At 36.6% G+C, this 23,361-nt stretch carries 15 protein-coding genes and 1 pseudogene; 8 read left to right on the forward strand and 8 right to left on the reverse strand.

The genetic code is table 11. The annotated features are described in order from the left end of the window. Position 1: 1 nt before the first annotated feature. The 3 genes from FJR09_RS25175 to acnB all read right to left on the reverse strand — a co-directional run bounded on the left by FJR09_RS25175 (position 2) and on the right by acnB (position 4,989). Positions 2 to 1,081: an MAE_28990/MAE_18760 family HEPN-like nuclease gene (locus FJR09_RS25175; RefSeq protein ID WP_015083081.1), complete on the reverse strand. Its 1,080-nt coding sequence runs from the start codon at positions 1,079 to 1,081 to the stop codon at positions 2 to 4. Then, positions 1,078 to 2,172 carry a DUF262 domain-containing protein gene (locus FJR09_RS11265; RefSeq protein WP_015083080.1) on the reverse strand — a complete coding sequence of 365 codons (1,095 nt, stop codon included), beginning with the start codon at positions 2,170 to 2,172 and terminating at the stop codon, positions 1,078 to 1,080. Before FJR09_RS11265 ends, FJR09_RS25175 begins: the two co-directional genes overlap by 4 nt. A gap of 186 nt (positions 2,173 to 2,358) precedes the next feature. Further along, positions 2,359 to 4,989: a bifunctional aconitate hydratase 2/2-methylisocitrate dehydratase gene (acnB, locus tag FJR09_RS11270; protein ID WP_168653363.1), complete on the reverse strand. Its 2,631-nt coding sequence runs from the start codon at positions 4,987 to 4,989 to the stop codon at positions 2,359 to 2,361. Positions 4,990 to 5,136: 147 nt separating this feature from the next. Here acnB and FJR09_RS11275 point away from each other — a divergent pair, with 147 nt between their 5' ends. From FJR09_RS11275 to FJR09_RS11285, 3 genes are read left to right on the forward strand one after another with little or no spacing between them, the layout of a single operon-like run. Beyond that, complete coding sequence (locus FJR09_RS11275; protein WP_015083078.1) at positions 5,137 to 5,553, forward strand: element excision factor XisH family protein; 417 nt, start codon at positions 5,137 to 5,139, stop codon at positions 5,551 to 5,553. Next, the gene (locus FJR09_RS11280) at positions 5,541 to 5,885 is read left to right on the forward strand and encodes a XisI protein (protein WP_015083077.1); all 345 of its coding nucleotides are present in this window, start codon (positions 5,541 to 5,543) and stop codon (positions 5,883 to 5,885) included. Before FJR09_RS11275 ends, FJR09_RS11280 begins: the two co-directional genes overlap by 13 nt. A gap of 60 nt (positions 5,886 to 5,945) precedes the next feature. Continuing rightward, complete coding sequence (locus FJR09_RS11285) at positions 5,946 to 6,698, forward strand: HNH endonuclease (protein ID WP_015083076.1); 753 nt, start codon at positions 5,946 to 5,948, stop codon at positions 6,696 to 6,698. Positions 6,699 to 7,069: 371 nt separating this feature from the next. Here the strand turns inward: FJR09_RS11285 and galE are convergent, their stop codons facing one another. Next, positions 7,070 to 8,068: a UDP-glucose 4-epimerase GalE gene (galE, locus tag FJR09_RS11295; RefSeq protein ID WP_168653362.1), complete on the reverse strand. Its 999-nt coding sequence runs from the start codon at positions 8,066 to 8,068 to the stop codon at positions 7,070 to 7,072. Positions 8,069 to 8,565: 497 nt separating this feature from the next. Between galE and FJR09_RS11300 the strand changes: the two genes are divergently transcribed. Further along, the gene (locus FJR09_RS11300; protein ID WP_148761195.1) at positions 8,566 to 8,754 is read left to right on the forward strand and encodes a CPXCG motif-containing cysteine-rich protein; all 189 of its coding nucleotides are present in this window, start codon (positions 8,566 to 8,568) and stop codon (positions 8,752 to 8,754) included. A gap of 50 nt (positions 8,755 to 8,804) precedes the next feature. Here FJR09_RS11300 and FJR09_RS11305 read toward each other — a convergent pair whose 3' ends face one another. Then, the gene (locus FJR09_RS11305) at positions 8,805 to 9,074 is read right to left on the reverse strand and encodes a cation transporting ATPase C-terminal domain-containing protein (protein WP_041458565.1); all 270 of its coding nucleotides are present in this window, start codon (positions 9,072 to 9,074) and stop codon (positions 8,805 to 8,807) included. Between the two features lie 36 nt (positions 9,075 to 9,110). Further along, positions 9,111 to 10,238 (reverse strand): annotated as a pseudogene (locus FJR09_RS11310) (IS630 family transposase). Between the two features lie 104 nt (positions 10,239 to 10,342). Here FJR09_RS11310 and FJR09_RS11315 point away from each other — a divergent pair. After that, the gene (locus tag FJR09_RS11315; RefSeq protein ID WP_041458563.1) at positions 10,343 to 10,573 is read left to right on the forward strand and encodes a hypothetical protein; all 231 of its coding nucleotides are present in this window, start codon (positions 10,343 to 10,345) and stop codon (positions 10,571 to 10,573) included. Between the two features lie 14 nt (positions 10,574 to 10,587). On the opposite strand, the gene FJR09_RS11320 is transcribed toward FJR09_RS11315, so the two are convergent. Then, positions 10,588 to 11,196: a hypothetical protein gene (locus FJR09_RS11320; RefSeq protein ID WP_015083072.1), complete on the reverse strand. Its 609-nt coding sequence runs from the start codon at positions 11,194 to 11,196 to the stop codon at positions 10,588 to 10,590. A 684-nt stretch (positions 11,197 to 11,880) separates the two neighbouring features. On the opposite strand from FJR09_RS11320, the gene FJR09_RS11325 reads away from it, so the two are divergent. The 3 genes from FJR09_RS11325 to purF all read left to right on the forward strand — a co-directional run bounded on the left by FJR09_RS11325 (position 11,881) and on the right by purF (position 17,225). Further along, a complete protein-coding gene (locus FJR09_RS11325; protein ID WP_015083071.1) occupies positions 11,881 to 12,762 on the forward strand; it encodes an RNA-guided endonuclease TnpB family protein in 882 nt (293 codons plus the stop codon). Between the two features lie 297 nt (positions 12,763 to 13,059). Further along, entirely contained in the window at positions 13,060 to 15,468 is a 2,409-nt protein-coding gene (gene purL, locus FJR09_RS11330; protein ID WP_168652590.1) for a phosphoribosylformylglycinamidine synthase subunit PurL, read from the forward strand. 296 nt (positions 15,469 to 15,764) lie between these two features. Next, complete coding sequence (purF, locus tag FJR09_RS11335; protein WP_015083069.1) at positions 15,765 to 17,225, forward strand: amidophosphoribosyltransferase; 1,461 nt, start codon at positions 15,765 to 15,767, stop codon at positions 17,223 to 17,225. Positions 17,226 to 17,858: 633 nt separating this feature from the next. On the opposite strand, the gene FJR09_RS11340 is transcribed toward purF, so the two are convergent. Beyond that, positions 17,859 to 22,865 (reverse strand): type ISP restriction/modification enzyme, encoded by a 5,007-nt coding sequence (locus FJR09_RS11340; protein ID WP_168652589.1) that lies wholly within the window; start codon positions 22,863 to 22,865, stop codon positions 17,859 to 17,861. Positions 22,866 to 23,361 lie beyond the last annotated feature (496 nt).

The raw sequence follows: 23,361 nt of genomic DNA on the forward strand, positions 1-23,361 counted from the left end.
ACTAATTTATCCATTGTACAATTTCCTCTTTTTCTGTATTAATAATAACCAAAGCAAGTTGATTTAATTGAACTACAGTTTTAATTGATTTCCTTTGAAAAAAAGTCTCATAAATTTCATCTTTTACAGCTAAATAAATTTCTTGGGATTCATTTTGAGATAGTTGAATCAAATTACGATATAAAATATATTGTCCTAAAGCATTCTGAAAATCTTTGATGAGTGAAGAACTGATAAAACTTGTGATCTCAACAATAATTTTACGTTGTTTTTGGTTTTCTGAAATTATCTTTTCTATAGCTAAATCTGGATAAAGTTCAACGTCTTCATATTCCAGAGGACAAGTATCTATTGTAATTGTCCAACCGTCTTTAATTAAAGCATTTTTAACCGGATTCTTTTTTAAATATTTTTCATTAGATAGATAACTCTCTATATTTTCTAATATTCCCCTTAAATAACAAATAACTCTTTTTTGAATTTCCAATAGCTCATCAGAAGTAGCATCTCTACCAACTTTCTCAAAAGACTTAAAACCATGTGTTAAGTCTTTTCTATGATCTTTAATTCGTTGTAAATCCTTACCATTTCCAGTTTTTCTAGCATTAGTCTTATATGAAAATCCATACATTTCGGCTATATCTTTGATTCTTTGTCCATCAATATTTCCTGAAAATAATCTATCTCTATTAAAAGTAGCTGATATGATATCAACCGAAATATTTTGAACTGTAACTAAAATATCTTTAGTAGATTTATTATCTTTATCTTTTAGATTATCAATAACAATCTTTTTAATTTCGTCTCTTACATCATCGAAAGAAATATTTTTAGTTTTTAATTCATCAAATATTGTTTCAATTGCATTACGCATTGTAGATTCAACTAGATTATATAGTAACAAAAATCCTGTTGCTTTAAGAGTTTTTTCTAAATCATTGTTTATCGGTTTGATTTTTGTATTGTTTGTATTACCCATACTTAATTGAATTGAACCTTGCTCTAAATTTTTCAATAATATAAAATATCGTCTTACTTCTTGAGCGCGTTTATCAAAATCTTCAAATAATGTACTTCTCATGAATTACCTAAAAGCTGATCACGAACATAATAAATACGATTAATTACTTTGTTTTTAGAACTACTCGCATTAGAATTGGTATAATCTTTAAATTCTTTAGAGTTTAAAAACTCAATTAAATTGGGAACTATATCTGGATTTATTCTTAACGCTAAAGCAATACCTACAGTAATTGATTCAAACTTAATTCTAGTTGTAGGTTCATAGGATTTTTTTATTTTGATATAGGTATGTAAAGCATCAGAAAAATACTTTTGAACAAAATTTAACATTAAATAAAATTCATTTTTAGCTGCATTAATATCTAATGTTTCAGACTTATTCTCTTGCTCTAAATAATCATCCAAAAATTTATGAATATCACTTTTCCTAGGATAATTTTCATAATTATTCAGAAATGCAAAAAACCGGAGAACAAATTCTTGGGGATCTCTCTTATTTATCTGAGTTGGAGTAAAAGAACATAAATCTCGAAATTGTTGATATTTTGATAACTCTTCGATTATATCCAAAAACTTTCCTGGTCGAGATCCTCTGCGTTTCTCCATTTCATTCAATTGAACACTACCAGTATTAAGTCTCTCAAAAATATCCCTTCTAATTTCTTCACCTGAATGTTCGGTTAATTGAATCATTCTCATGGTAGTTCTGTTAAAACGTCTTTGACGTGGTAGCGGTAAATCTTGAAAAGTAAACCCATTGAGGCTTTCTAATTTATTTAGATTTTGTAATCTAAGCTCATTGTTAATGAACTTAGCTAAAGTCCGAATACGTTGTGTACCATCTATAATTTCTAATCGTGCTAAATCTTCTGTACTTGATATATCCGCAACAAAAATATAAGGGATTGGTAAACCTAACATCACAGATTCAATGAATTTTGATTGTCTATCTTCATCCCAAGCTATTTCTCGTTGATAATCTGGAATAAACAATTCATTTTCATCTTCCTTCTCCCCATCTAAATATTTTTGCACAATTACTTCGATAGGATATTCTAAGGTGTTGTAGTCAACACGCTTTGTTTTGTCACGAATTTCCGCTTCAGCATTTTCTTTGCGTTGATCTGTAATTTCTAGTTGATTTACCATAGTTGACAATCTTTTTCGTTAACGTTTAAAATTAGAGATTTGTTGATTAAATGAGTTAGTATAACTACATTTTATCACTTTATCACTGAAATAGCTTAATTTAGATAGAGTAAAAAATCTTAACAATTAGATTAAATATAAACTTCTTAAAATCAAGGTGAGTCATCAAGACTCACCCCAATTACATTATACCAACAAAGCCTGTTCCTCCTTACTAATCACCCTCCCCTCATTCTCAAAACCAACAATTTGATCAAAGTTCAAATAGCGATACAAATCATCAGCAAAAGGATGAATTCTTTCAGCCACAATATCCAAATATTCCTGCACATTAGGAAGCCTTCCCAATAATGCACAAACCGCTGCTAATTCCGCCGAACCTAAATACACTTGAGCGCCTTTACCCATGCGATTATTGAAATTACGAGTCGAGGTAGAAAACACAGTTGTATTATCATCAACTCGCGCCTGATTTCCCATACATAAACTGCATCCGGGAATCTCAGTTCTCGCCTTTGCAGCCACGAAAACATCATAAACACCTTCCGCCTTTAATTGGTGTTCATCCATTCTTGTAGGAGGTGCAATCCACAACCGCGCTTTCACATCTCCTGCACCTTCTAAAACCTTCGCAGTTGCTCGATAATGCCCGATATTTGTCATACAAGAACCCACAAAAACTTCTTGTACAGGATCATTGGCAACTGCCGATAATAACTTAACATTATCTGGGTCATTGGGAGCAGCTACAATTGGTTCTGTGATTTGGCTTAAATCAATTTCAATTATTTCTGCATATTCGGCATCAGCGTCAGCAGATAATAATACTGGATGATCTAACCATTCTTGCATTTTTGCCACCCGGCGCATAATAGTTCTGGCATCACTATAACCCCGGGCTACCATATTAGTTAAAAGGGCAATATTGGAACGTAAATATTCCGCAATTGTTTCTTCGCTTAATTTAATTGTACAACCAGCACAAGAACGTTCTGCGGAAGCGTCAGTTAATTCAAAAGCTTGTTCAACTTTCAAATTTGGTAAACCTTCAATTTCCAAAATCTTGCCAGAGAAAACATTTTTCTTGTTCTGCTTCTCGACAGTTAACAAACCTTTTTGCATAGCCACATAAGGAATGGCATTGACAACATCCCTTAAAGTAATTCCTGGTTGTAATTCTCCTGTAAATCTGACCAAAACTGATTCTGGCATATCCAAAGGCATGACACCCAATGCACCAGCAAACGCTACTAAACCCGAACCCGCAGGAAAGGATATACCCAAGGGGAAGCGAGTATGGGAATCTCCACCTGTTCCCACGGTGTCGGGTAATAACATCCGGTTTAGCCAGGAGTGAATGATACCATCACCAGGACGCAACGCCACACCACCACGGGAGGAGATAAAGTCGGGTAATTCTTGGTGGGTTTTAATATCCACAGGTTTGGGATATGCGGCTGTATGACAGAAACTTTGCATTACTAAGTCTGCACTGAAACCTAAACAAGCGAGTTCTTTCAATTCGTCTCTGGTCATTGGGCCTGTAGTGTCCTGAGAACCCACTGTAGTCATGATTGGTTCGCAAGATGTCCCCGGACGTACTCCTGGCAAACCAGCGGCTTTACCGACCATTTTCTGCGCCAATGTGTAGCCTTTGCCGGTGTCCACTGGGGCTTGAGGACGGATAAATAAAGTGCTGGGCGCTAAACCCAATGCTAGACGGGTTTTATCGGTGAGGGTACGTCCAATTAGTAGGGGAATGCGTCCACCTGCGCGAACTTCGTCTAAAATGGTGTCAGGTTTGAGGCTGAAGGTGGAAATTACTTCTCCTGCGGCGTTGAGAACAGTTCCTTTGTAGGGATAAATGGTAATTACGTCACCGGTTGCCATTTTGCTGACATCGCATTGAATGGGTAATGCACCGGCATCTTCGGCTGTGTTAAAAAAGATGGGAGCGATCGCACTTCCTAAAATATAACCTCCCGCCCGTTTGTTTGGCACAAAGGGAATATCATTGCCCAAATGCCATAATACAGAATTGATTGCAGATTTACGAGAAGAACCTGTACCCACGACATCACCAACGTAAGCAACAGGATGACCTTTTTGCTTCAACTCTGCAATGGTTTCTAAACTTCCCGGTTGACGAGTTTCTAACATCGCCAAAGCGTGTAAAGGAATATCTGGTCTGGTTGTAGCGTGGGTTGCGGGTGATAAGTCGTCGGTGTTGGTTTCTCCGGGAACTTTGAAAACCGTAACAGTGATAAATTCTGGTAATGTGGGACGCAACGTAAACCATTCTGCTTCTGCCCAAGAGTTTACCACTTGTTTGGCGTAGGGGTTGGTTTTGGACAATTCCAAAACATCATGGAAAGCATCATACACCAACATAATTTTGCTGAGAGCGTTGGCTGCATAAGCGGCGATTTGTTCTCTTCCTTCTCCTCCCATTACCAAGGGTGTTTCTGAAGAAGTTGATACAGAGGTGCTGGAAACTTGGAGTAAATCAATTAAGGATTGAACGTTGTAACCACCAATCATCGTTCCCAGTAATTCTACTGCGTCAACTGGTGAAACTAAAGGACTGGTAATTTCTCCTTTAGCAATCGCAGTCAGAAATCCAGCTTTTACATAAGCAGCTTGATCTACTCCAGGGGGAATGCGATCGCGTAATAAATTTAATAATAACTCTTCTTCGCCTGTGGGTGGATTTTTCAGTAATTCACACAATGCTGATGTTTGTTGTGCGTCTAATGGTAAAGGAGGAATACCCAATTGAGCGCGATCGGCAACCTGTTGACGATATTCTTGTAGCATGGTTTAGATTGTGATCCTGTAATGTCTTGCTTTCTTTATTTTATTGTAAGGGAATTGTTACAGGAGTTACTGGTAAACGAATTTGTCAGAAATAGACAGTTTATAGTTTATGATCAGATTATTAAAATTTTTCTGAATTTAATTTTTATGTCAGCTAGGGATACTTACCATGAAGCAATTAAAAATGCCTTGATTAAAGACAGTTGGATGATTATTCGTGATCCTTATACTATTAAATATGAGGAGATACAATTATTTGCTGATTTATTAGCTGATAGAACTTTAGAAATTGAACGCAATGGACAACAAATTATTGTAGAAATTAAAAGTTTTATTGGTCGTTCACCCATGCGTGAATTTGAAACAGCTTTAGGGCAATATATTATTTATCGTACCTTGTTAAAAGTTATTCTTCCTAAAGTAACAATTTATTTAGGGGTAAGTCGCAGTATTTATCAATCTTTTTTTCTGCAAAAAGCGATTTCGTTCATCATGGCAGAAAATGATTTAAAATTAATAGTTGTTGATTTGAATAAGGAGGAGATAGTACAATGGATAAATTAAACCAATATCGCAATGTGATCAAGAAAATTCTGAATGAATATGAGCAATTAGCATCACAAACGCCTAATCCTGATGGTGTTGATAGTATTCTAGCTTTTGATGAACAAAGAGATCAATATCTTTGGTTTCAAACAGGTTGGCATAATGATCACAAAGTTAGAGGTATTACTGTTTATGTCAGAATTAAAAATGAGAAAATTTACATTGAAGAAGATTGGACTGAGGAAGGTATTGCAACTGAGTTATTAAGGGAAGGTGTACCACAAGAGGATATTGTTTTAGCTTTTCATGATCCTGAAACTCGCAAGTTTACAGAGTTTGCAGTCGCTTAGGTTGAATATTTGGGAATAGTTAAACACAATATTTTTGATAATCAAAAGGAGTTGTGAATAATGAAAAAACCTGATAATTGGGATCGCCTGATAGATTCATTTAGTGATTGTAATTGTCCCTATGCTTATATAGTAGGTTATTATCTTTCAAGATTTGATAAAGATAGTTATCAGAGATTAGGACTTGGTAACAAAGGGGAAACACATCAGAAAATTGGCTCTATGCTTGAAATTTCATCTAATACACTTAAAAATTTTAGAGATGCTTTTGATCCTTATCATGAAAACAGTCGTAAAGGTTGGTGGCAAAGAGATTTATGGCGTGTTGAAAAAGAAATTTATGATGGATTTAAAGCATATCCTGAAGAAGAAATATATGATTTAGTCTGTAATATTTTAAATAATCCAAAACTAGATTTTGAATACTTTTTCGATTCTGTTAGTGTAATAGATGATATCCTATTATTTCCTGATGAAGTAAGAGAAACAGAAGAAACTCAAACCTTAAAAGAAGGGTTTATTCGTCAAGTAACAGTTAATGCTTATGAAAGAAGTAATCAAGCTCGAAAACAATGTATTGAATATTATGGCATAACTTGTTATGTTTGTGGGTTTAACTTTGAAAAAGTTTATGGTGAAATTGGTCAAGGTTTTATTCATGTTCATCATTTAATTCCTTTATCGGAAATTAATCAAGAATACGAAGTTGATCCAATTAAAGATTTACGTCCAGTATGTCCTAATTGTCATGGGATGATACATCGGAAAAATCCACCATATACTATAGAACAACTTAAAAATATACTTCAATAGCTGGGTGTTAGCTTACCGTAGGTATCGCTTAATCTTTCATCCTCAAAAATAACTCCATCCTGTAAATCCTTAAATCCTGGATATCCTGATTCTGACAATAAGAATTATATTTGAGATCAAAATAAAAAACTAATTGCTGCACAAATCCCTATGACTGAATTTGAACAAATAGAAGAAATTTTAGAAAATTATTAGCAAAACTGATGAAATTTTATCTAAACATGAAGCTTTAAAATATTTAGAATTACTGAAAAATAACCATCTGGAAAGTTGAATCAACAAGAGCGGAAGCTCCCCGACTTCTCCTTTAATGATGTCAATAAGTGATGAATCAATCGTAGAAATCGGGGAGATAATACTTACACTAAAAGTTATTTATGCCTTGTTTGATGCCATTGCCAAGCATGAGAAACGATATCCTTAATACCTGGATATTGAGGTTGCCAATTCAAGATTTTTCTGGCTTTTTCACTTGTACCAATTAAAGCTGGAGGATCTCCAATCCGGCGATCGCATTCCTGCACTGATATTACCATACCTGTGACATCTTCTGCCGCAGCAATCACTTCTCGAACTGAAAAACCGTTACCATTTCCTAAGTTAAAAACTTCGCTTTCACCACCATTTAATAAATATTCTAACCCCAAAACATGGGCATCTGCTAAATCATTTACATGAATATAATCCCGAATACAAGTACCATCAGGAGTAGGATAATCAGTTCCGAAAATACTAATAGCTTCTCGTTGACCTAATGCTGTTTGTAATACTAAAGGGATTAAATGGGTTTCGGGATGATGATCTTCTCCTAATAATCCTTGGGGGTTAGCACCAGCAGCATTAAAATAGCGGAAACGCACTGATTTAAAATTGTATGCCACATCAAAATCAGTTAATATCCTTTCTACCATTAATTTAGTTGCCCCATAGGGATTAATGGGATTTTGGGGATGATCTTCTGTAATCGGAATAAAATTCGGTACACCATAGGTGGCACAGGTAGAAGAAAAGACAAAATTCTTAATAGAAGCTGCTAACATTGATTCTAATAGTGTCAGCGTTCCTAAAACATTGTTACGGTAATATTTAGCGGGATCTGTTACAGATTCACCTACATAAGCATAGGCGGAAAAGTGCATAACTGCGGCAAAATTACGACTCTGAAAAAGATTATCTAATAAAAGGCGATCGCTTGTATCCCCTTCGATCAATTCTACCCGCAAAACCTGTTCTACCAAATCCCGATGTCCATACACCAAGTTATCAAGAATTACCACCTCATAACCGGCTTGCTTGAGGGCTAACACCGTATGAGAACCAATATATCCTGCTCCCCCCGTTACCAAAATACTAGGCTTTTCCGCTGACATAGTTTCTCCTTGATGGTTCTTTGATTATAGGACTTACGCAAGTGTCACACTAAAAATCTGTTGTAGGGTGCGTCAGATATACTCAAAACGGCTTGATTGTTTGATTCTAAACGTAGGGGTTTAGCTCTTGCTTTACCCCTACACATCTGGGTTCTTTGTCATTTGGCAAAAGTTTAAATCTCACCCGTGTTTAGTATATCAACAATCTGTTTATTTGCAGGATTTATGCAGTCGGACGCACCCTACCAATGTGCCAGTTGCGTAAGTCCTGTATGAATCTAATTTAGCCTAATATTATTTCCTTTTAAAGATAAAATTTATTCTTTGTTGTCCAGAAGTTGCATGAGTAGAGATTCTCCACGCTATAAAATTTATTTAGCACACCTTTATATAAAATTGGTATAATTTTAATGATTATAGAAAATAGCCAATTGACAATTTCATCATTTAATATTAAAGTGTGGGAAAATAAATAAATTATTAAGTAGATATAGAAAATGCAAAATACATCAGAGTTTTATTGTGCTTATTGTGGAGAAGTAAACGTAACTTTTATTGATTTCAGTGCCGGAATGCAACAAAACTATATAGAAGATTGTCAAGTTTGTTGCCGTCCTAATATTTTGTATATCAGGATTGATGAAGACACACTAGATATTGAAATAGATACCGAATATGATGGTTAAATAATTCGGAACAGCCTCACAAAAAATGGCTCAAAAAAGAGAAATATTAGTTAAAACTTTACCCGACTGTAAAAAATACCTTTAACAATTTCCGCAGCCGTGACATAGAGGGCAACTATTGCCATTAAAATGAGGACAAAACTCAAAGGTAAGGCTTGAAAACCCAACACAGATGCTAAGGGAGTATAGGGAATAATCAATGTAATTATAGCGATCGCTATTGTTGCACCAAACAGGTATGGACTGGGTTTACTGTGGAAAATAGATTGACGAGTCCGAATTACTAAGACAATCATAGATGCAGAAATAACCGATTCCATAAACTTTCCAAAATTGGCACTAGTGGTCTGTCAATATTAATTTTGTGGATAAAGACGCTTGAGACGGACACGGGCATCCGCTGTTGTGAACTGCCAATCTACAGATTTTTGTAAATGATTGCGTTGAATATACCAAGCCGTTGTTTCTTGTTCTAAAGTTTCGCGGTCAGGAATCCGACGATCTAAACATTGTCGAGTCATTGCGGACAGTTCGTTTTCAGCGATATTGAGCCAACTACCATGTTTAGGGGTGTGGTGAATGGACAAGCGTTCAACCAGACGACGGGCAATGGATGGCTCAAAAGCTTGATATAGGGAGGCAAGTTTATGAGTATTTAGCTGGTCACATACTAAAATAACTTTGTCGCTATCGGGATAGTCGTTATCGAGTAAGTGCTTAATTTCTGTTGCCCAGTCAACCGCTGTTCTCCGGTCACTGACGACTGTTTTACGCCACCCAGACAAGGGTTATGTAAACATAAAAATATTGGCTGTTCCATTGCGATCGCAAAACATAATCCACCGACTCTGAGTGTCCAGGTTTAGCTGGCAGAGGAACGCGGGTTTCTTTGACCAATTGTATAGGTTGCTCATCCATGCAAATCACTGGATACTTGGGGTCATAGGGCAAGTGATAAATCTCCAGAACATCTTCCATATGAGATACAAATTCGGCACTTTGTTCCGGTGGAATTACATACATCTGCCGCAGATGAGGTTTGAGTTCGTTTTTTTTAGCACTTGACGCACGGTTTCGTGACTAATTGCTGGCACAATTTCTAACTCGACTGCCTTGTCTGCCAGTAATCGCAATGTCCAACGAGCATAACCAGCAGGCGATTCCCCACAACGCAAGGCAATTAGTTTTGCTTCCACCTCTCCATCAATAATCGTTTGACGAGGCGGCGTTTTACTGGGTTTGCGGTTTAATGCTGACTCTATGCCTTCTTTTACCAATCGCTCTCTAAGATTTGCAACTGTGTTTCGGTGGCAACTGAAGGCGGTCGCAGCTTCTTCATCCGTCCATCCTTGTCCATTGACATCAATGTTTAACAGAATATTGGCGTGCTTAATTTTGTAAGCTGCTGCTTTGCCTGTGGATACCAAATCTTGTAGGGTCTGCCGTTCTTCTTGACTTAACCGGACAATATAGGTCTTAAACATAATCAGTTATTAGAATATCTGCTGAGGTTTACTGTAAATAGCCTTTCTATTTTCCCTCAAACTCCTCAAACTCACAACTTTTAGCTTGACAGACCACTAGAAGTATGAATGGTAATGCTTTAGCTATTGTAAGATTTTTAGCATCTGCATTTGCTGGTATTGTCGGTTATTTAGTTTCTGGTGATCTTGGTTTACAAGCTTCAATACCTTTTATGAGGACAAAAACCCAAGTTAAAGCCACAGGAGCATTTGCAGCATTTGTTTTAGTATTTCTACTTTTTTATATGGGTGTTCCTACTTCCGAAATAACACCACAACCAACCCCCACACCTTGATGAAAATCCTCATATTAACCGATAGGATAACATCCCGGATTAACTGCATGAATAAATTCACTCCCTGCTAGTGGTCTTCCCCGTTTATAAGCTGCTTCTTGGGGTTGTCCCCAACCTAATTGTAAAATGATTTCTAGAAAGTTCGGATTTTCCCATTTTAATAAAGTTGCCCATTCTGTTCTTTGGACAATTCTTTCTACATCTACTTTTACAATTTTTTGATGTTGTTTACCATTACTAAAACTTAAATGTAAATCCATTTCCCCTGTGACTAAATACCAAAATTCTAAAATTGTATCTTTGGCAGGTTTCAATATTTCTAAATCACTTTCTAAAGCGATTAATTCAGTATCAATTTCTGGATAATGCAGATTTTTACCTTTAACAGTCATATCTTTCCAGATAATTCCAGAAACTTGATTTTCTCGTTGATATTCATGAATAGAGGTTTTAAAATCTTGGTAGGCCGTGAATCTTTGCAGTCCGTCGGTTCTGACAAACTGATCTATAAATGGATTACCAGAAACAGTTACATCTAACTTTAAACGTTCACCTTTTAAGCAAGCTTGGCGTTCGGTTGCCAATATCTGAATTAACTCTTGGGTATTATAAATATTTGACATCAGAACAAGACCTAATTAGTGATCAATCATCAGTTATTAGTCATTAGTTATGAAACTAATTATTAATTTTGTGTCAGATGATAATCAAGATTGATTGAAGATTTAATTATTATCTCTTGATAGCCATAGAAATGCCGTATCAGAACCGACTATTTGTTTCATTGTTCATCCCATAGTAATGAATGTCGACATTATTCTATTTTACCTTGAGGAGTAGAATTAGGTTTATGGTCAAGAAAAAGCCCAATTCTCAAGAATCAGGGCTGAACAAGCAGAACTCAAAATTGCACAATTAGCTGAATGCTTAGGATTAACAAGTATAAAATCAGACTCACGCTAAAACTTAACCGCAAAAAAGCCTAATAATGATGATCTTATTAATTTAAGTAAGTTAACGCCTTATGTGAGTTAGAGTAACAAAAAAGAAAGGGAAACTACAAGATCAAGGTAAAGACATTTTATGAAATTTATGCTTCAATTATTGGATAATCCATTTTGGGCATTAGTAAGAAAAGAAATTAATCAAATTTTACGCAATAGACAATTCAGCAGTGAGACTGCGTTGCTTTCGTGCCTGTACTCGTCTGGAGAAAACTTAGCCATAACCTTAAAATATTTACTTGCTATTTGTATATGGCTATTGTTTAATCAAATAAAGGAAACAACAATGGGAGGGACTTATATTTGCTAACAAACTATGTATATAAGCTACGTCCTAATATTAGTCAATCCGATAAAATGGACGGTTGGCTAGATATGCTCCGGTCTACTTACAATTGGAGTTTGGCTGACAGAATAGCTCAATACAATCAGCAATTTATTCAAGGTGACTATTGCGATATTAGGACTAAAGCAGAAGCTTGTCCATTAACTTGTTTTGTCAGTAAAAATGGAGCAAGTGGAGAGCCGTGGAAAGATGCTAAAACTAACAAGGATGGCAAACTCAAAAACCCTCGACGCAGTGCTGGTGATATTCAAATAACGGCATTACCATATCTAAAAAAAGCTAGACGCACTTTAAAAATCAGACAGCGACGGATTAATTGTAAAGTCAAGGGTAGTAAGAATCGTAAAAAAGCAGCTAATAAGGTAGGACGGTTTCACAAAAAGATTACAGATAAAAGGACTGCTTATCAATGGAGTGTTGCTAATACAATAGTTTCTAGAAAGGTTGATGCTATTGCTTTAGAAGATTTAAATGTCTCCGGTATGTTGAGGCGTTGCCAAGTTAAGACCGATGAAAAAACTGGAAGATTTTTAAAGAATGGGCAATCTAGAAAAAAAGGATTAAACCGTTCTATTTCTGATGCAAGTTGGAGTGATTTAATTTTAAAAATTGAGTATCTCGCTGTGAAGCAAGGAAAAGTTGTAATTAAAATTAATCCTAAATACTCCAGTCAAGAATGCAGAAATTGTGGGCATACTGATAAGTCAAACCGTGATGGTGAGAAATTCATTTGTACGGAATGCGGATATCACGAACACGCCGATATTGGTGCTGCAAAGACTATCAGAGATAGAGGTTTCAAAATAGTACGCGGGGACTCCGCGAAACTTGCTGTTTAACAGCTAAACGCCCAGAAGATGAGCCAGTGCGGTCTTGGGGTTTCCCCAAGTAGAGCAACTGGCGGTATCAGCACGCACTTTTGTGCAAACGTACTGAGTCTGGGAACCTGTGTGAACAGGATATTAGGATTGTAAAATCTTAAGAATCCCCGCGTCTTTAGACCGGGGAGTGTCAAACACAAACCTGATACGATTCCAGCCCATTTACCAGAAATTTTTGTCAATGACAAGATTAAAAAAAAAGAAGTTGGGAATCTCAGATAGAATATTTCTCTGTCCTCTTGGTGCATAACTTCCATGACCACATTTGGTGAAAATCCCTTTTCCCCCCAAGAAATAGCCTCAGAAGGCATAAAACCAGAAGAATATACCGAAATCGTCCGCCGCTTAGGCCGTCACCCCAACAAAGCCGAACTAGGAATGTTTGGGGTGATGTGGTCAGAACATTGCTGTTATAAAAATTCCCGCCCATTACTCAAACAGTTTCCCACCACCGGACCCCGCATTCTTGTTGGACCCGGTGAAAATGCTGGAGTTGTGGATATCGGCGACGGACTACAATTAGCGTTTAAAATAGAATCCCATAACCACCCTTCCGCCGTTGAACCATTTCAAGGTGCAGCCACGGGAGTAGGTGGGATATTAAGAGATATTTTTACCATGGGGGCGCGTCCCATAGCCTTATTAAACTCTTTGCGCTTTGGTGATTTGAATGATCCCAAAACCCAAAGATTGTTTACAGGCGTAGTGGCGGGCATAAGCCATTATGGTAACTGCGTTGGAGTGCCGACTGTAGGTGGTGAAGTCTATTTTGACCCCGCCTACTCGGTCAATCCCCTGGTCAACGTCATGGCACTGGGTTTGATGGAAACGGCAGAAATTGTCAAATCAGGGGCTTCAGGCTTAGGAAATCCCGTGCTGTATGTCGGTTCAACCACCGGACGGGATGGCATGGGCGGCGCAAGTTTTGCCAGTGCGGAATTGACTGAGGAATCAATGGATAACCGTCCCGCTGTGCAAGTGGGAGATCCATTTGTCGAAAAGTCCTTAATTGAAGCTTGTTTAGAGGCATTTAAAACCGGGGCTGTAGTTGCGGCACAGGATATGGGGGCTGCGGGTATCACCTGTTCCACTTCGGAAATGGCTGCAAAAGGTGGTGTGGGGATTGACTTCGATTTAGACAAAATTCCGGTGCGGGAATCGGGAATGATTCCCTATGAATACCTGCTTTCGGAATCTCAAGAACGAATGTTGTTTGTGGCCGAAAAAGGACGAGAACAGGAATTAATTGATATTTTCCACCGTTGGGGACTGCAAGCGGTGGTTGCGGGGACTGTAATTGCAGAACCCATTGTCAGAATTTGGTTTGAGGGGAAAATAGCTGCCGAAATCCCGGCTGATGCTTTGGCGGAAAATACGCCTTTGTATGAAAGAGAATTATTAACAGAAGTCCCCGAATATGCCCAAAAAGCATGGCAATGGACAAGTGATAGTTTACCTGTTGGCAATGCTGCGGGTATTGAAATTGCAGGAAGTCTGCAAAGTTGGAATCAGATTCTATTGACTTTGTTAGATACTCCCTCTATTGCTTCTAAAAGCTGGGTTTATCGCCAATATGACCATCAAGTTCAAAATAATACCGTATTGTTACCCGGTGGTGCTGATGCGGCTGTCATTCGTATCCGTCCCTTAGAAGCACCCCAAAATCCAAAATCCAAAATCCAAAATCTAAAATCCGGCGTTGCAGCTACGGTAGATTGTAATTCTCGTTATGTTTATCTTGATCCCTATGAGGGGGCAAAGGCAGTAGTCGCGGAAGCTGCCCGCAATCTTAGCTGTGTGGGTGCTGAACCCATCGCTGTGACGGATAACCTCAATTTTGGTAGTCCAGAAAAACCCATTGGTTATTGGCAATTAGCGTCCGCTTGTCGGGGTTTGAGTGAGGGTTGTCGGGAGTTGGGAACGCCGGTAACTGGGGGGAATGTCTCTCTCTACAATGAAACTTTTGACGCGGAAGGTAATCCTCAACCAATTTACCCGACTCCGGTTGTGGGTATGGTGGGATTGATTCCTGATTTAACCAAAATTTGCGGACAAGGTTGGCAAAATGCAGATGATATAATTTATCTTCTAGGTTTATCAATTCAATCCAAAATCGTTCGACTGAGCGAAGTCGAAGTCCAAAATCCAAAATATAAAATAGAATTAGGTGCTTCTGAATATTTGGCAACTATTCATAATACGATCGCTGGTAAGCCCCCTAGAATTGATTTTGATTTAGAACGACTGGTACAAAAGGCTTGTCGTGAGGGTATTCGCGCTGGTTGGGTAAATTCTGCCCATGATTCGGCTGAGGGTGGTGTGGCTGTAGCTATAGCGGAATCTTGTCTTTCTGGGAATTTGGGGGCGGAAATTAATTTCCCAATTAGTGCAAATCACGATTCCCGTTTTGATGAAGTTCTTTTTGGTGAAGGTGGGGCGAGAATTTTAGTTTCTGTGAGTGGAGAAAGCCAAGAAAAATGGGAATCCTATTTACACCGAACTCTTCCAGAGAATTGGCAAAAACTGGGAACAGTAACTAATTCCGGTAATTTAGAGATTTTAACCGCAGATAACCATAAGTTACTCCAGGTTAGTCTCGAAGATATGAGCGATCGCTATTCTCAGGCAATCTCTAAACGTCTCGCTATCTACACCAATACCTAATCAACAGCAAAAATCAAGGTTTGAATACGAAAATTCACAATTCGCACTTGATTCTTAACCAATTTACGGTACTGTTTTAATGGATGGTTAAAGATTTGTTAAGAAGAAGGAGTCAGGAGTCAGGAGTCAGGAGTCAGGAGTCAGGATAAAAATTAATTATTCCCAATTCCCAATTCCCAATTCCCAATTCCCAATTCCCAATTCCCAATCACCAATCACCAATCACCAATCACCAATCACCAATCACCAATTCCTAGTTCCCACTGAATCGACACCCCACCAGGAGCAATACCAGCATGATTCCCCTTAATTCCGTTACCTCGGATGAAAACGCCTGTGACAAACCAGAAGAAGCTTGTGGTGTGTTTGGCATTTATGCCCCAGAACAAGACGTTGCTAAATTGACCTACTTTGGATTGTATGCTCTTCAGCATCGGGGTCAAGAATCTGCTGGGATTGCTACCTTTGAGGGTACGCGTGTCCACCAGCACAAAGATATGGGTTTGGTGTCTCAAGTCTTTAATGAAACTATCTTAGATCAATTACCCGGAAATCTGGCAGTTGGTCATAATCGCTATTCCACTACCGGTTCTAGTCGTAAAGTTAACGCCCAACCCGCTGTAGTCGAAACTCGGTTGGGTTTATTAGCTCTAGCACATAATGGTAATTTAGTCAATACCGTAAAATTGCGAGAAGAGTTACTCAAAGATAAGTTTAACTTAATCACGACCACGGACTCGGAAATGATTGCTTATGCGATCGCTCAAGAAGTCAACGCTGGTGCAGATTGGGTAACAGGGGCTATGAGTGCCTTTCATCGTTGCGAGGGTGCATTTAGTCTGACTATTGCCACACCTGATGGTATAATGGGAGTCCGTGACCCCAACGGCATTCGTCCCTTAGTCATTGGTACTTTAGATAGTAAACCAGTCCGTTATGTTCTCGCTTCCGAAACCTGCGGTTTAGATATTATCGGTGCGGAATATCTGCGTGATGTTGCCCCTGGAGAATTGGTTTGGATCACTGAAACTGGTTTAGAATCATTTCAATGGCATCAACAATCAGAACGCAAACTTTGCATCTTTGAAATGATCTACTTTGCCCGTCCTGATAGCCTCATGCACAACGAAACTTTATATAGTTATCGAATGCGGTTAGGACGGAAAATGGCGGCTGAAGCCCCTGTAGAAGCTGATTTAGTGTTTGGTGTTCCTGATTCTGGTATTCCTGCGGCCATTGGTTTTTCTCAAGCTTCTGGTATAGCTTATGGTGAAGGACTGATTAAAAATCGCTACGTCGGTCGCACCTTTATTCAACCTACCCAAGCCATGCGGGAATCAGGGATTAAAATGAAACTTAATCCCCTTAAAGATGTCTTATTCGGTAAGCGAGTTGTCATTATTGATGATTCCATTGTCCGGGGAACTACTAGCCGTAAACTTGTGCAAGCCTTGCGTGATGCTGGTGTGTCCGAAGTCCACATGAGAATTTCTTCTCCTCCTGTAACTCATCCTTGTTTCTATGGTATTGATACTGATACCCAAGATCAATTAATTGCTGCTACGAAGTCAGTTGAGGAAATAGCCAAGCAATTACAAGTTGATAGTTTAGCTTATTTGAGTTGGAAAGGAATGCTAGAAACCACCAGAGAAGATACTAATAGTTTTTGTTCAGCTTGCTTTACTGGTGATTATCCTGTGGCTATTCCTGAAAAAATGAAGCGTTCTAAGTTGATTTTGGAAAAGGTTGTAGTTTAGATAATTCTATCATCTTGTGGGGTGGGCATCTTGCCCGCGCCTCAATATTTAATTGTCAGAATCAGGATATCCAGGATTTAAGGATTAACAGGATTGTTATTGATTATTTTTCTGTGGGAATTTGTCAGAATCAGGATATCCAGGATTTGAGGATTAACAGGATTGTTATTGTTTAATTGATGGTTTGATTTTGTGTCTTTTTTTGTCAGAATCAGGATGTCCAGGATTTACAGGATTTACAGGATTGTTATTGTTTAATTGATGGTTTGATTTTGTGTCTTTTTTTGTCAGAATCAGGATGTCCAGGATTTCAGGATTTTCAGGATTGTTATTGTTTAATTGATGGTTTGATTTTGTGTCTTTTTTTGTCAGAATCAGAATGTCCAGGATTTCAGGATTAACAGGATGTTATTGATCAATTTTCTGTTTGCATCATAGCATCAGAATTTAAAGATATGATATCATTATTTAATCTATATTTATCATCTTTTAGTAAACAAAAATTACATCCTGCACATCCTATAATCCTAGTTATCCTGATTCTGACAAAAAGATACAAAATTAAACCAGAAATTTAAAAATCACATCCTGTAAATCCTATAATCCTGGTTATCCTGATTCAGACAAATATTATCAGACAATCTCATTCAATGCTGGTAAGCTATTAACTATTTTCACTGTTTCTAAACTTACTTTCACAATCCTTTTGACTAATTCCACTATATAACGGGGATTTTCTGACCAATGGTTAGGGTCGTTAATTATGCCACTATCTTTATCTTTGGTGACTTTGTACCTTTCCATTATCCATTCTAGGGCTGATTTGCCATTTACTATATATTCGTAGGCTTCTAGGGGGATTTGCGATAGGGTAAGTTTACTATTATAGATGATGATGGTTTTATCTATGCCGTTTTTGTTCTTACCAAAGACCATTTTTTCGACTTGATAATCTTGGTGATCTAAATATAATTCTTTTTTAAATTCTTCTAATTCATAAGGTTCTATGGTTTCATAGTTGATATGATAATACGCTAATTCTCTACCGGCTTGACTGAATGTCCAAAAATCGGCTGTAAAGGGGATTCGTGGTAACATTTTCTTGAGGTCTGATGCAAAGCGTTGTTTATATTCGGGTGAATGTAATACTCCATAAATGTAATAGAAGATGTCTTCTTTGCTGATGGTTTTGTCTTGATATTTTTGCTGATATTCTTTTAAGATGCTATCGGAGATGTTTTCTTTTTTGGTGTATTGTTCTGTGTTTGCTGTTGCAAATAGTGATCCTAGTTCGCTTTGTTTTTCGTAGATATATAAGGGGAAACATTGACTTTTAGAAATTAACTCTAAGTCTGGTAAAATATTAGTTATTAAAGCAGAAAATTCTTTTGTAGAACCACGTCCAGTTACACAAATTACTAAGTTTTCTAAATTTTGATTTGGGAAAATTTTAGGCATTTGGTAAGTTCTTTCATTAAAATCTTTATTAAAATAAGACCATTGTTTACAATAAGGTCTATATATTCCTTGAAATAAAGATTGATTTGTAAAAGTATGATTAATTAATTTACCTAAATCTGTTTTTAAAGTATCTGTCCAACTAATCTTTTTAGCATCATTATCAATAAAACTTTCTACTTGTTTCTTTCTTTGTTCAGCATTAGTTAAAGTTTGACCTTTTAAATGATTTTTGAACTCCTCAACTTGTTCATTATAAAAGTCGATCATTCTAGTCATATTATTAATAATTGCTTGGCGAGAAAAATTAAAACACCAAGTATCACGACTTGTTAAAACACCTCTTGAATAAACATCAAAAATAGTTTTACTAGTTGCATCTTTTTTATCACCCAATGAAATAAAACTTTCAAAATCATCATTGCGTTGGTTAATCCAATCATAATTTTCATTAGGGGTGATTTCTTGCCATTTCATAGTAGAAATATCACCGAAATTTTTAATAATATCTAATTTTTCCTTTTGACTTAAATAATCACCAATATCATGATAAAATACTTTATTTTCTGATTTCTTACTGGAATTTTTGATTAAGAAAATAATCGCAATAGTAGTTCTTGTACCTTCACCAAAAACATTACCTTTTTCTTGTCTTCTTTGTTCTCCAGAAGTTCTCGCATTACCTCGTAAATTAAAACAATAAATGCTAGTAAATTCATCTACTAAACATTTTCTAAAACCATCCATTGCATTATTATCAATGAATGAACCATTACTGACAAAACAAACTATACCTTGGTCTTTAATTCTATCACTAGCCCATCTAAAACCGCGAATATAAGAATCATAAAGGCTGTTTTTATTCGTAGCAGTAGAATGTTTAGCGTAACTATTGGCAATTTTTTGATCTAAATTTTCATATTTGAGATTTTTATTCCCATCATTTTCGCTAGTTTGTCCAGCAGAATAAGGAGGATTACCAATAATCACAGTAATATCCCTTTGCTTTTGATTAATTACCCGTTGATTATTTTCAGGAAAGATACTTTCTAACAAATAACCTGCATTTTCAAACATTTGAAAAGTATCCGTTAAAACAATGCCATTAAAAGGTTGATAAGAAGATCCCCCTAAATCCCCCTTATCAAGGGGGACTTCTATATTTCCCCCCTTTTTAAGGGGGGTAAGGGGGGATCTAGTTAAAAAATGATAACTTTCCTCAATATTAATTGCTGCAATATAATAAGCTAATAAAACAATCTCATTTGCGTGCAATTCTGAAGTAAACTTCCGTTGTAAATCCTCTGGTTTAATTAACCCACTTTGCAATAACCGCACCATAAAAGTACCGGTCCCGGTAAAGGGGTCTAAAATATGCACACCCTCATCAGTTAAACCCACACCAAACTCTTGTTTTAAAGCAAAATCAGCACTTTTAATAATAAAATCTACCACTTCCACGGGAGTATAAACAATACCCAATCTTTCTACCAACCGGGGAAAAGCCGCACGGAAAAATTTATCATATAATTCAATAATGATCCGCTGTTTTCCTTCTGCATTATCAATACCACTAGCGCGTTCTCGCACACTTTGATAAAACTTGTCTAAAGTCTTGACTTCCTTCTGCAAAGATTGACCTTCTAACACATCTAACATTCTTTGCATTGTCTGGGAAACCGGATTATATTTAGTAAATTCGTAACCCTCAAACAAAGCATCAAAAACCGGTTTGGTAATTAAGTGTTGAGATAACATTTCAATGGCTTCATCTTCGGTGACATTAGGATTAATATTTTGATGTAACCCTGTGATAAATTCATCAAATACTTTTTTCGCTTCTGATTCTGAATTTTCTAATAATGCTTTAATTCGGGAAATGTGAGTATCAGCAATCTCCGCTACATTTTTAGCCCATTTTTCCCAATACTGTCTATCACCACATTTAGTAACTATTTTCGCATAAATGGCATTTCTCCATTCTTCAATGGGAAAATTTAATTCTAATTGTTTGTAAGAACTTCCTTTTTTTGCACTTTGAGAACTACCATCATTTTCAGTTTTACCTCCCACTCCAATAACAGCAATTTGGGGAGGACGACGTTTATTTAATTCTATTTTATTGACAGTATCATTAAATCGGTCATCATGGGAGCGTAAAGCCTGTAAAACTTGCCAAATTACCTTATATTTTTGATTATCTTTTAAAGCAATTTCGGGAGGTATATCAGCAGGAATACCAACCGGTAAAATAATATAACCGTATTTTTTCCCCTCAGCTTTTCTCATCACTCTACCAACGGACTGTACCACATCCACCACAGAATTACGAGGAGTGAGAAACATCACAGCATCTAAAGCCGGAACATCCACACCTTCCGATAAACACCGCGCATTTGATAAAATTCGACAGATATTACCGCTATTTCCCCCCCCTTGTAGGGGGGGTTCAGCTTTTAACCATTCTAATTTACCGTTTCTTTGTAAGGAGTTTTGAGTACCATCAACGTGGTCTAAATTACATTGTAATAAATCTTCATCATCAGGATTTAATTGTTGATATTGATTAATAATATCAGCGAATAATTTAACAATCTTTTGAGAATCTTTAATCGTGCGAGAAAAAGCAACCGCACGTTTCATGGGGTTGATATCTTCTATATCTTCTCCTTGAGCATCTTTAATTAAACGTTTTGCTAAACCATTCCAACAACCGATAATTTTTACCGCGTCATCTAAATCTAATTCATTATTTGCGTCTGCTAATTGTTGTTGAAAAGTTGCACTCACAAATTTTTCATCAACAGCTAAAACCATGACTTTATAATCAGTTAATAAACCAGTGCTGACAGCTTCCCCAAAACTTAACCGATGAAATTCTTTACCATAGATATTTACATCATCCATGGAACATAAAAAAGCGTCATTTTCCTGTGCTTGGACTTTGGTATCATCACTAAATATTTTTGGAGTTGCTGTCATGTAAAGACGTTTTTTAGCTTTGATAAAATCTTGATTATGTACTCTGACAAAATAAGATTCATCTTCACCAGAAATAGTTACACCTGTGGTTCTATGGGCTTCATCACAGATAATTAAATCAAATTCTGGTAAACCTTGTTTCTGTGCATCTGATATAGCTTGAATTGATTGATAAGTGGAGAAAATAACGGTTAATTCTGATTGATTATGTTGATTTTGATTTTGTAGAGACGTTGGATTTTTTTGTAGAGACGTTCCATTTTTTTGTAGAGACGTTCCATGGAACGTCTCTACATTTGGTAGATTATTAACATTTGGGGTATTATTTTCACGGATTTTTTGATAGGATTTAATAATATCATCAGCGTTAGTTGTGGCAGGAAAAGCTAAATCATTAACTGTAATATCTGCAACATCATCATTTTTAGATTTTTTCTTATTTTTACCCACATTCACATCAGAACAAACTGCAATACTATGAAAATTAATATCACTTTCAGCAGTCCATTCTCGCAAGGTTTGGGAAAGTAAAGAAATCGAAGGAACTAAAAAGAGAATTAAATTATTTTCTCTAGGGAAATTTTCCGCAATTTTCAAAGCAGTAAAGGTTTTACCAGTACCGCAAGCCATAATTAATTTACCTCTATCTCCCGTTTTAAACCCAGCGAGGACTTTTTCTAAAGCGGTTTGTTGATGAGGACGAATTTGTTTTTTTGGTTTAAGTTCTAAATGATCAGGATTTTTGAAACTGAATTTATCCCAATTAATGGGACTATTTGCTAAATCATAAATATCAGCACGAATAACAGGAATTTGTTGATTTTCTAATGCTGCTTCGGCATTTTTACTCCACTTGTTTGTAGTGGAAATAATCATGCGTTTTTTAAATAAATTTGTCCCGGAAGCGGTAAAAAATGAATCTATATCTGATTTTTCTAAAGTTTGATCTTCTCCATAACATTTACATTGAATAGCACAATAATCGCCAGTATCTCTGATTACTGCTACTAAGTCAATACCTGTATCAGGCATATTTCCCCGTTTCGGGAAATCCATCCATAACCAGACTTCGCTAAAATACTCTTTATAAATGGGATCAGTTTTGAGAAAATTCAACATTAATCGTTCAAACTTATCACCTAATTCACGGGGAGACGTGGAATTTTGTCTAAATTCTGCTAAAATTGTGTTAATAGTCATTTTTAGTTTTTCCTGGTTTTTTAGAATTATGATTTACAGGATTTTAATTGTTGGTGAGTTTTATAATTTATTTGTCTGAATCAGGATAACCGGTTACTGAGCGAAGTCGAAGTACAGGATTTACAGGATGTTATTGATTAATTGATGGTTTGATTTTGTGTCTTTATTTGTCAGAATCAGGATGTCCAGGATTAAAGGATTTTCAGGATTTTGATTGTTTAATTGTTGGTGAATTTTATAATTTATTTGTCAGAATCAGGATATCCAGGATTAAAGGATTTTCAGGATGTTTATTTGTCTGTCATTGTTGAAATCATAAAATTGTGATTTTACTACCTACAATTTTCATCATCATCCTGTACATCCTCAAATCCTGGTTATCCTGATTTGTGACAATTAATATAATGTTGGGTTTCATTTCATTCTACCCAACCTACAATTTTCATCATCATCCTGTACATCCTCAAATCCTGGTTATCCTGATTCAGACAGTAAA

This window comes from Dolichospermum sp. UHCC 0406 (genome assembly GCF_009712025.1).
Lineage (GTDB): Bacteria > Cyanobacteriota > Cyanobacteriia > Cyanobacteriales > Nostocaceae > Dolichospermum > Dolichospermum lemmermannii.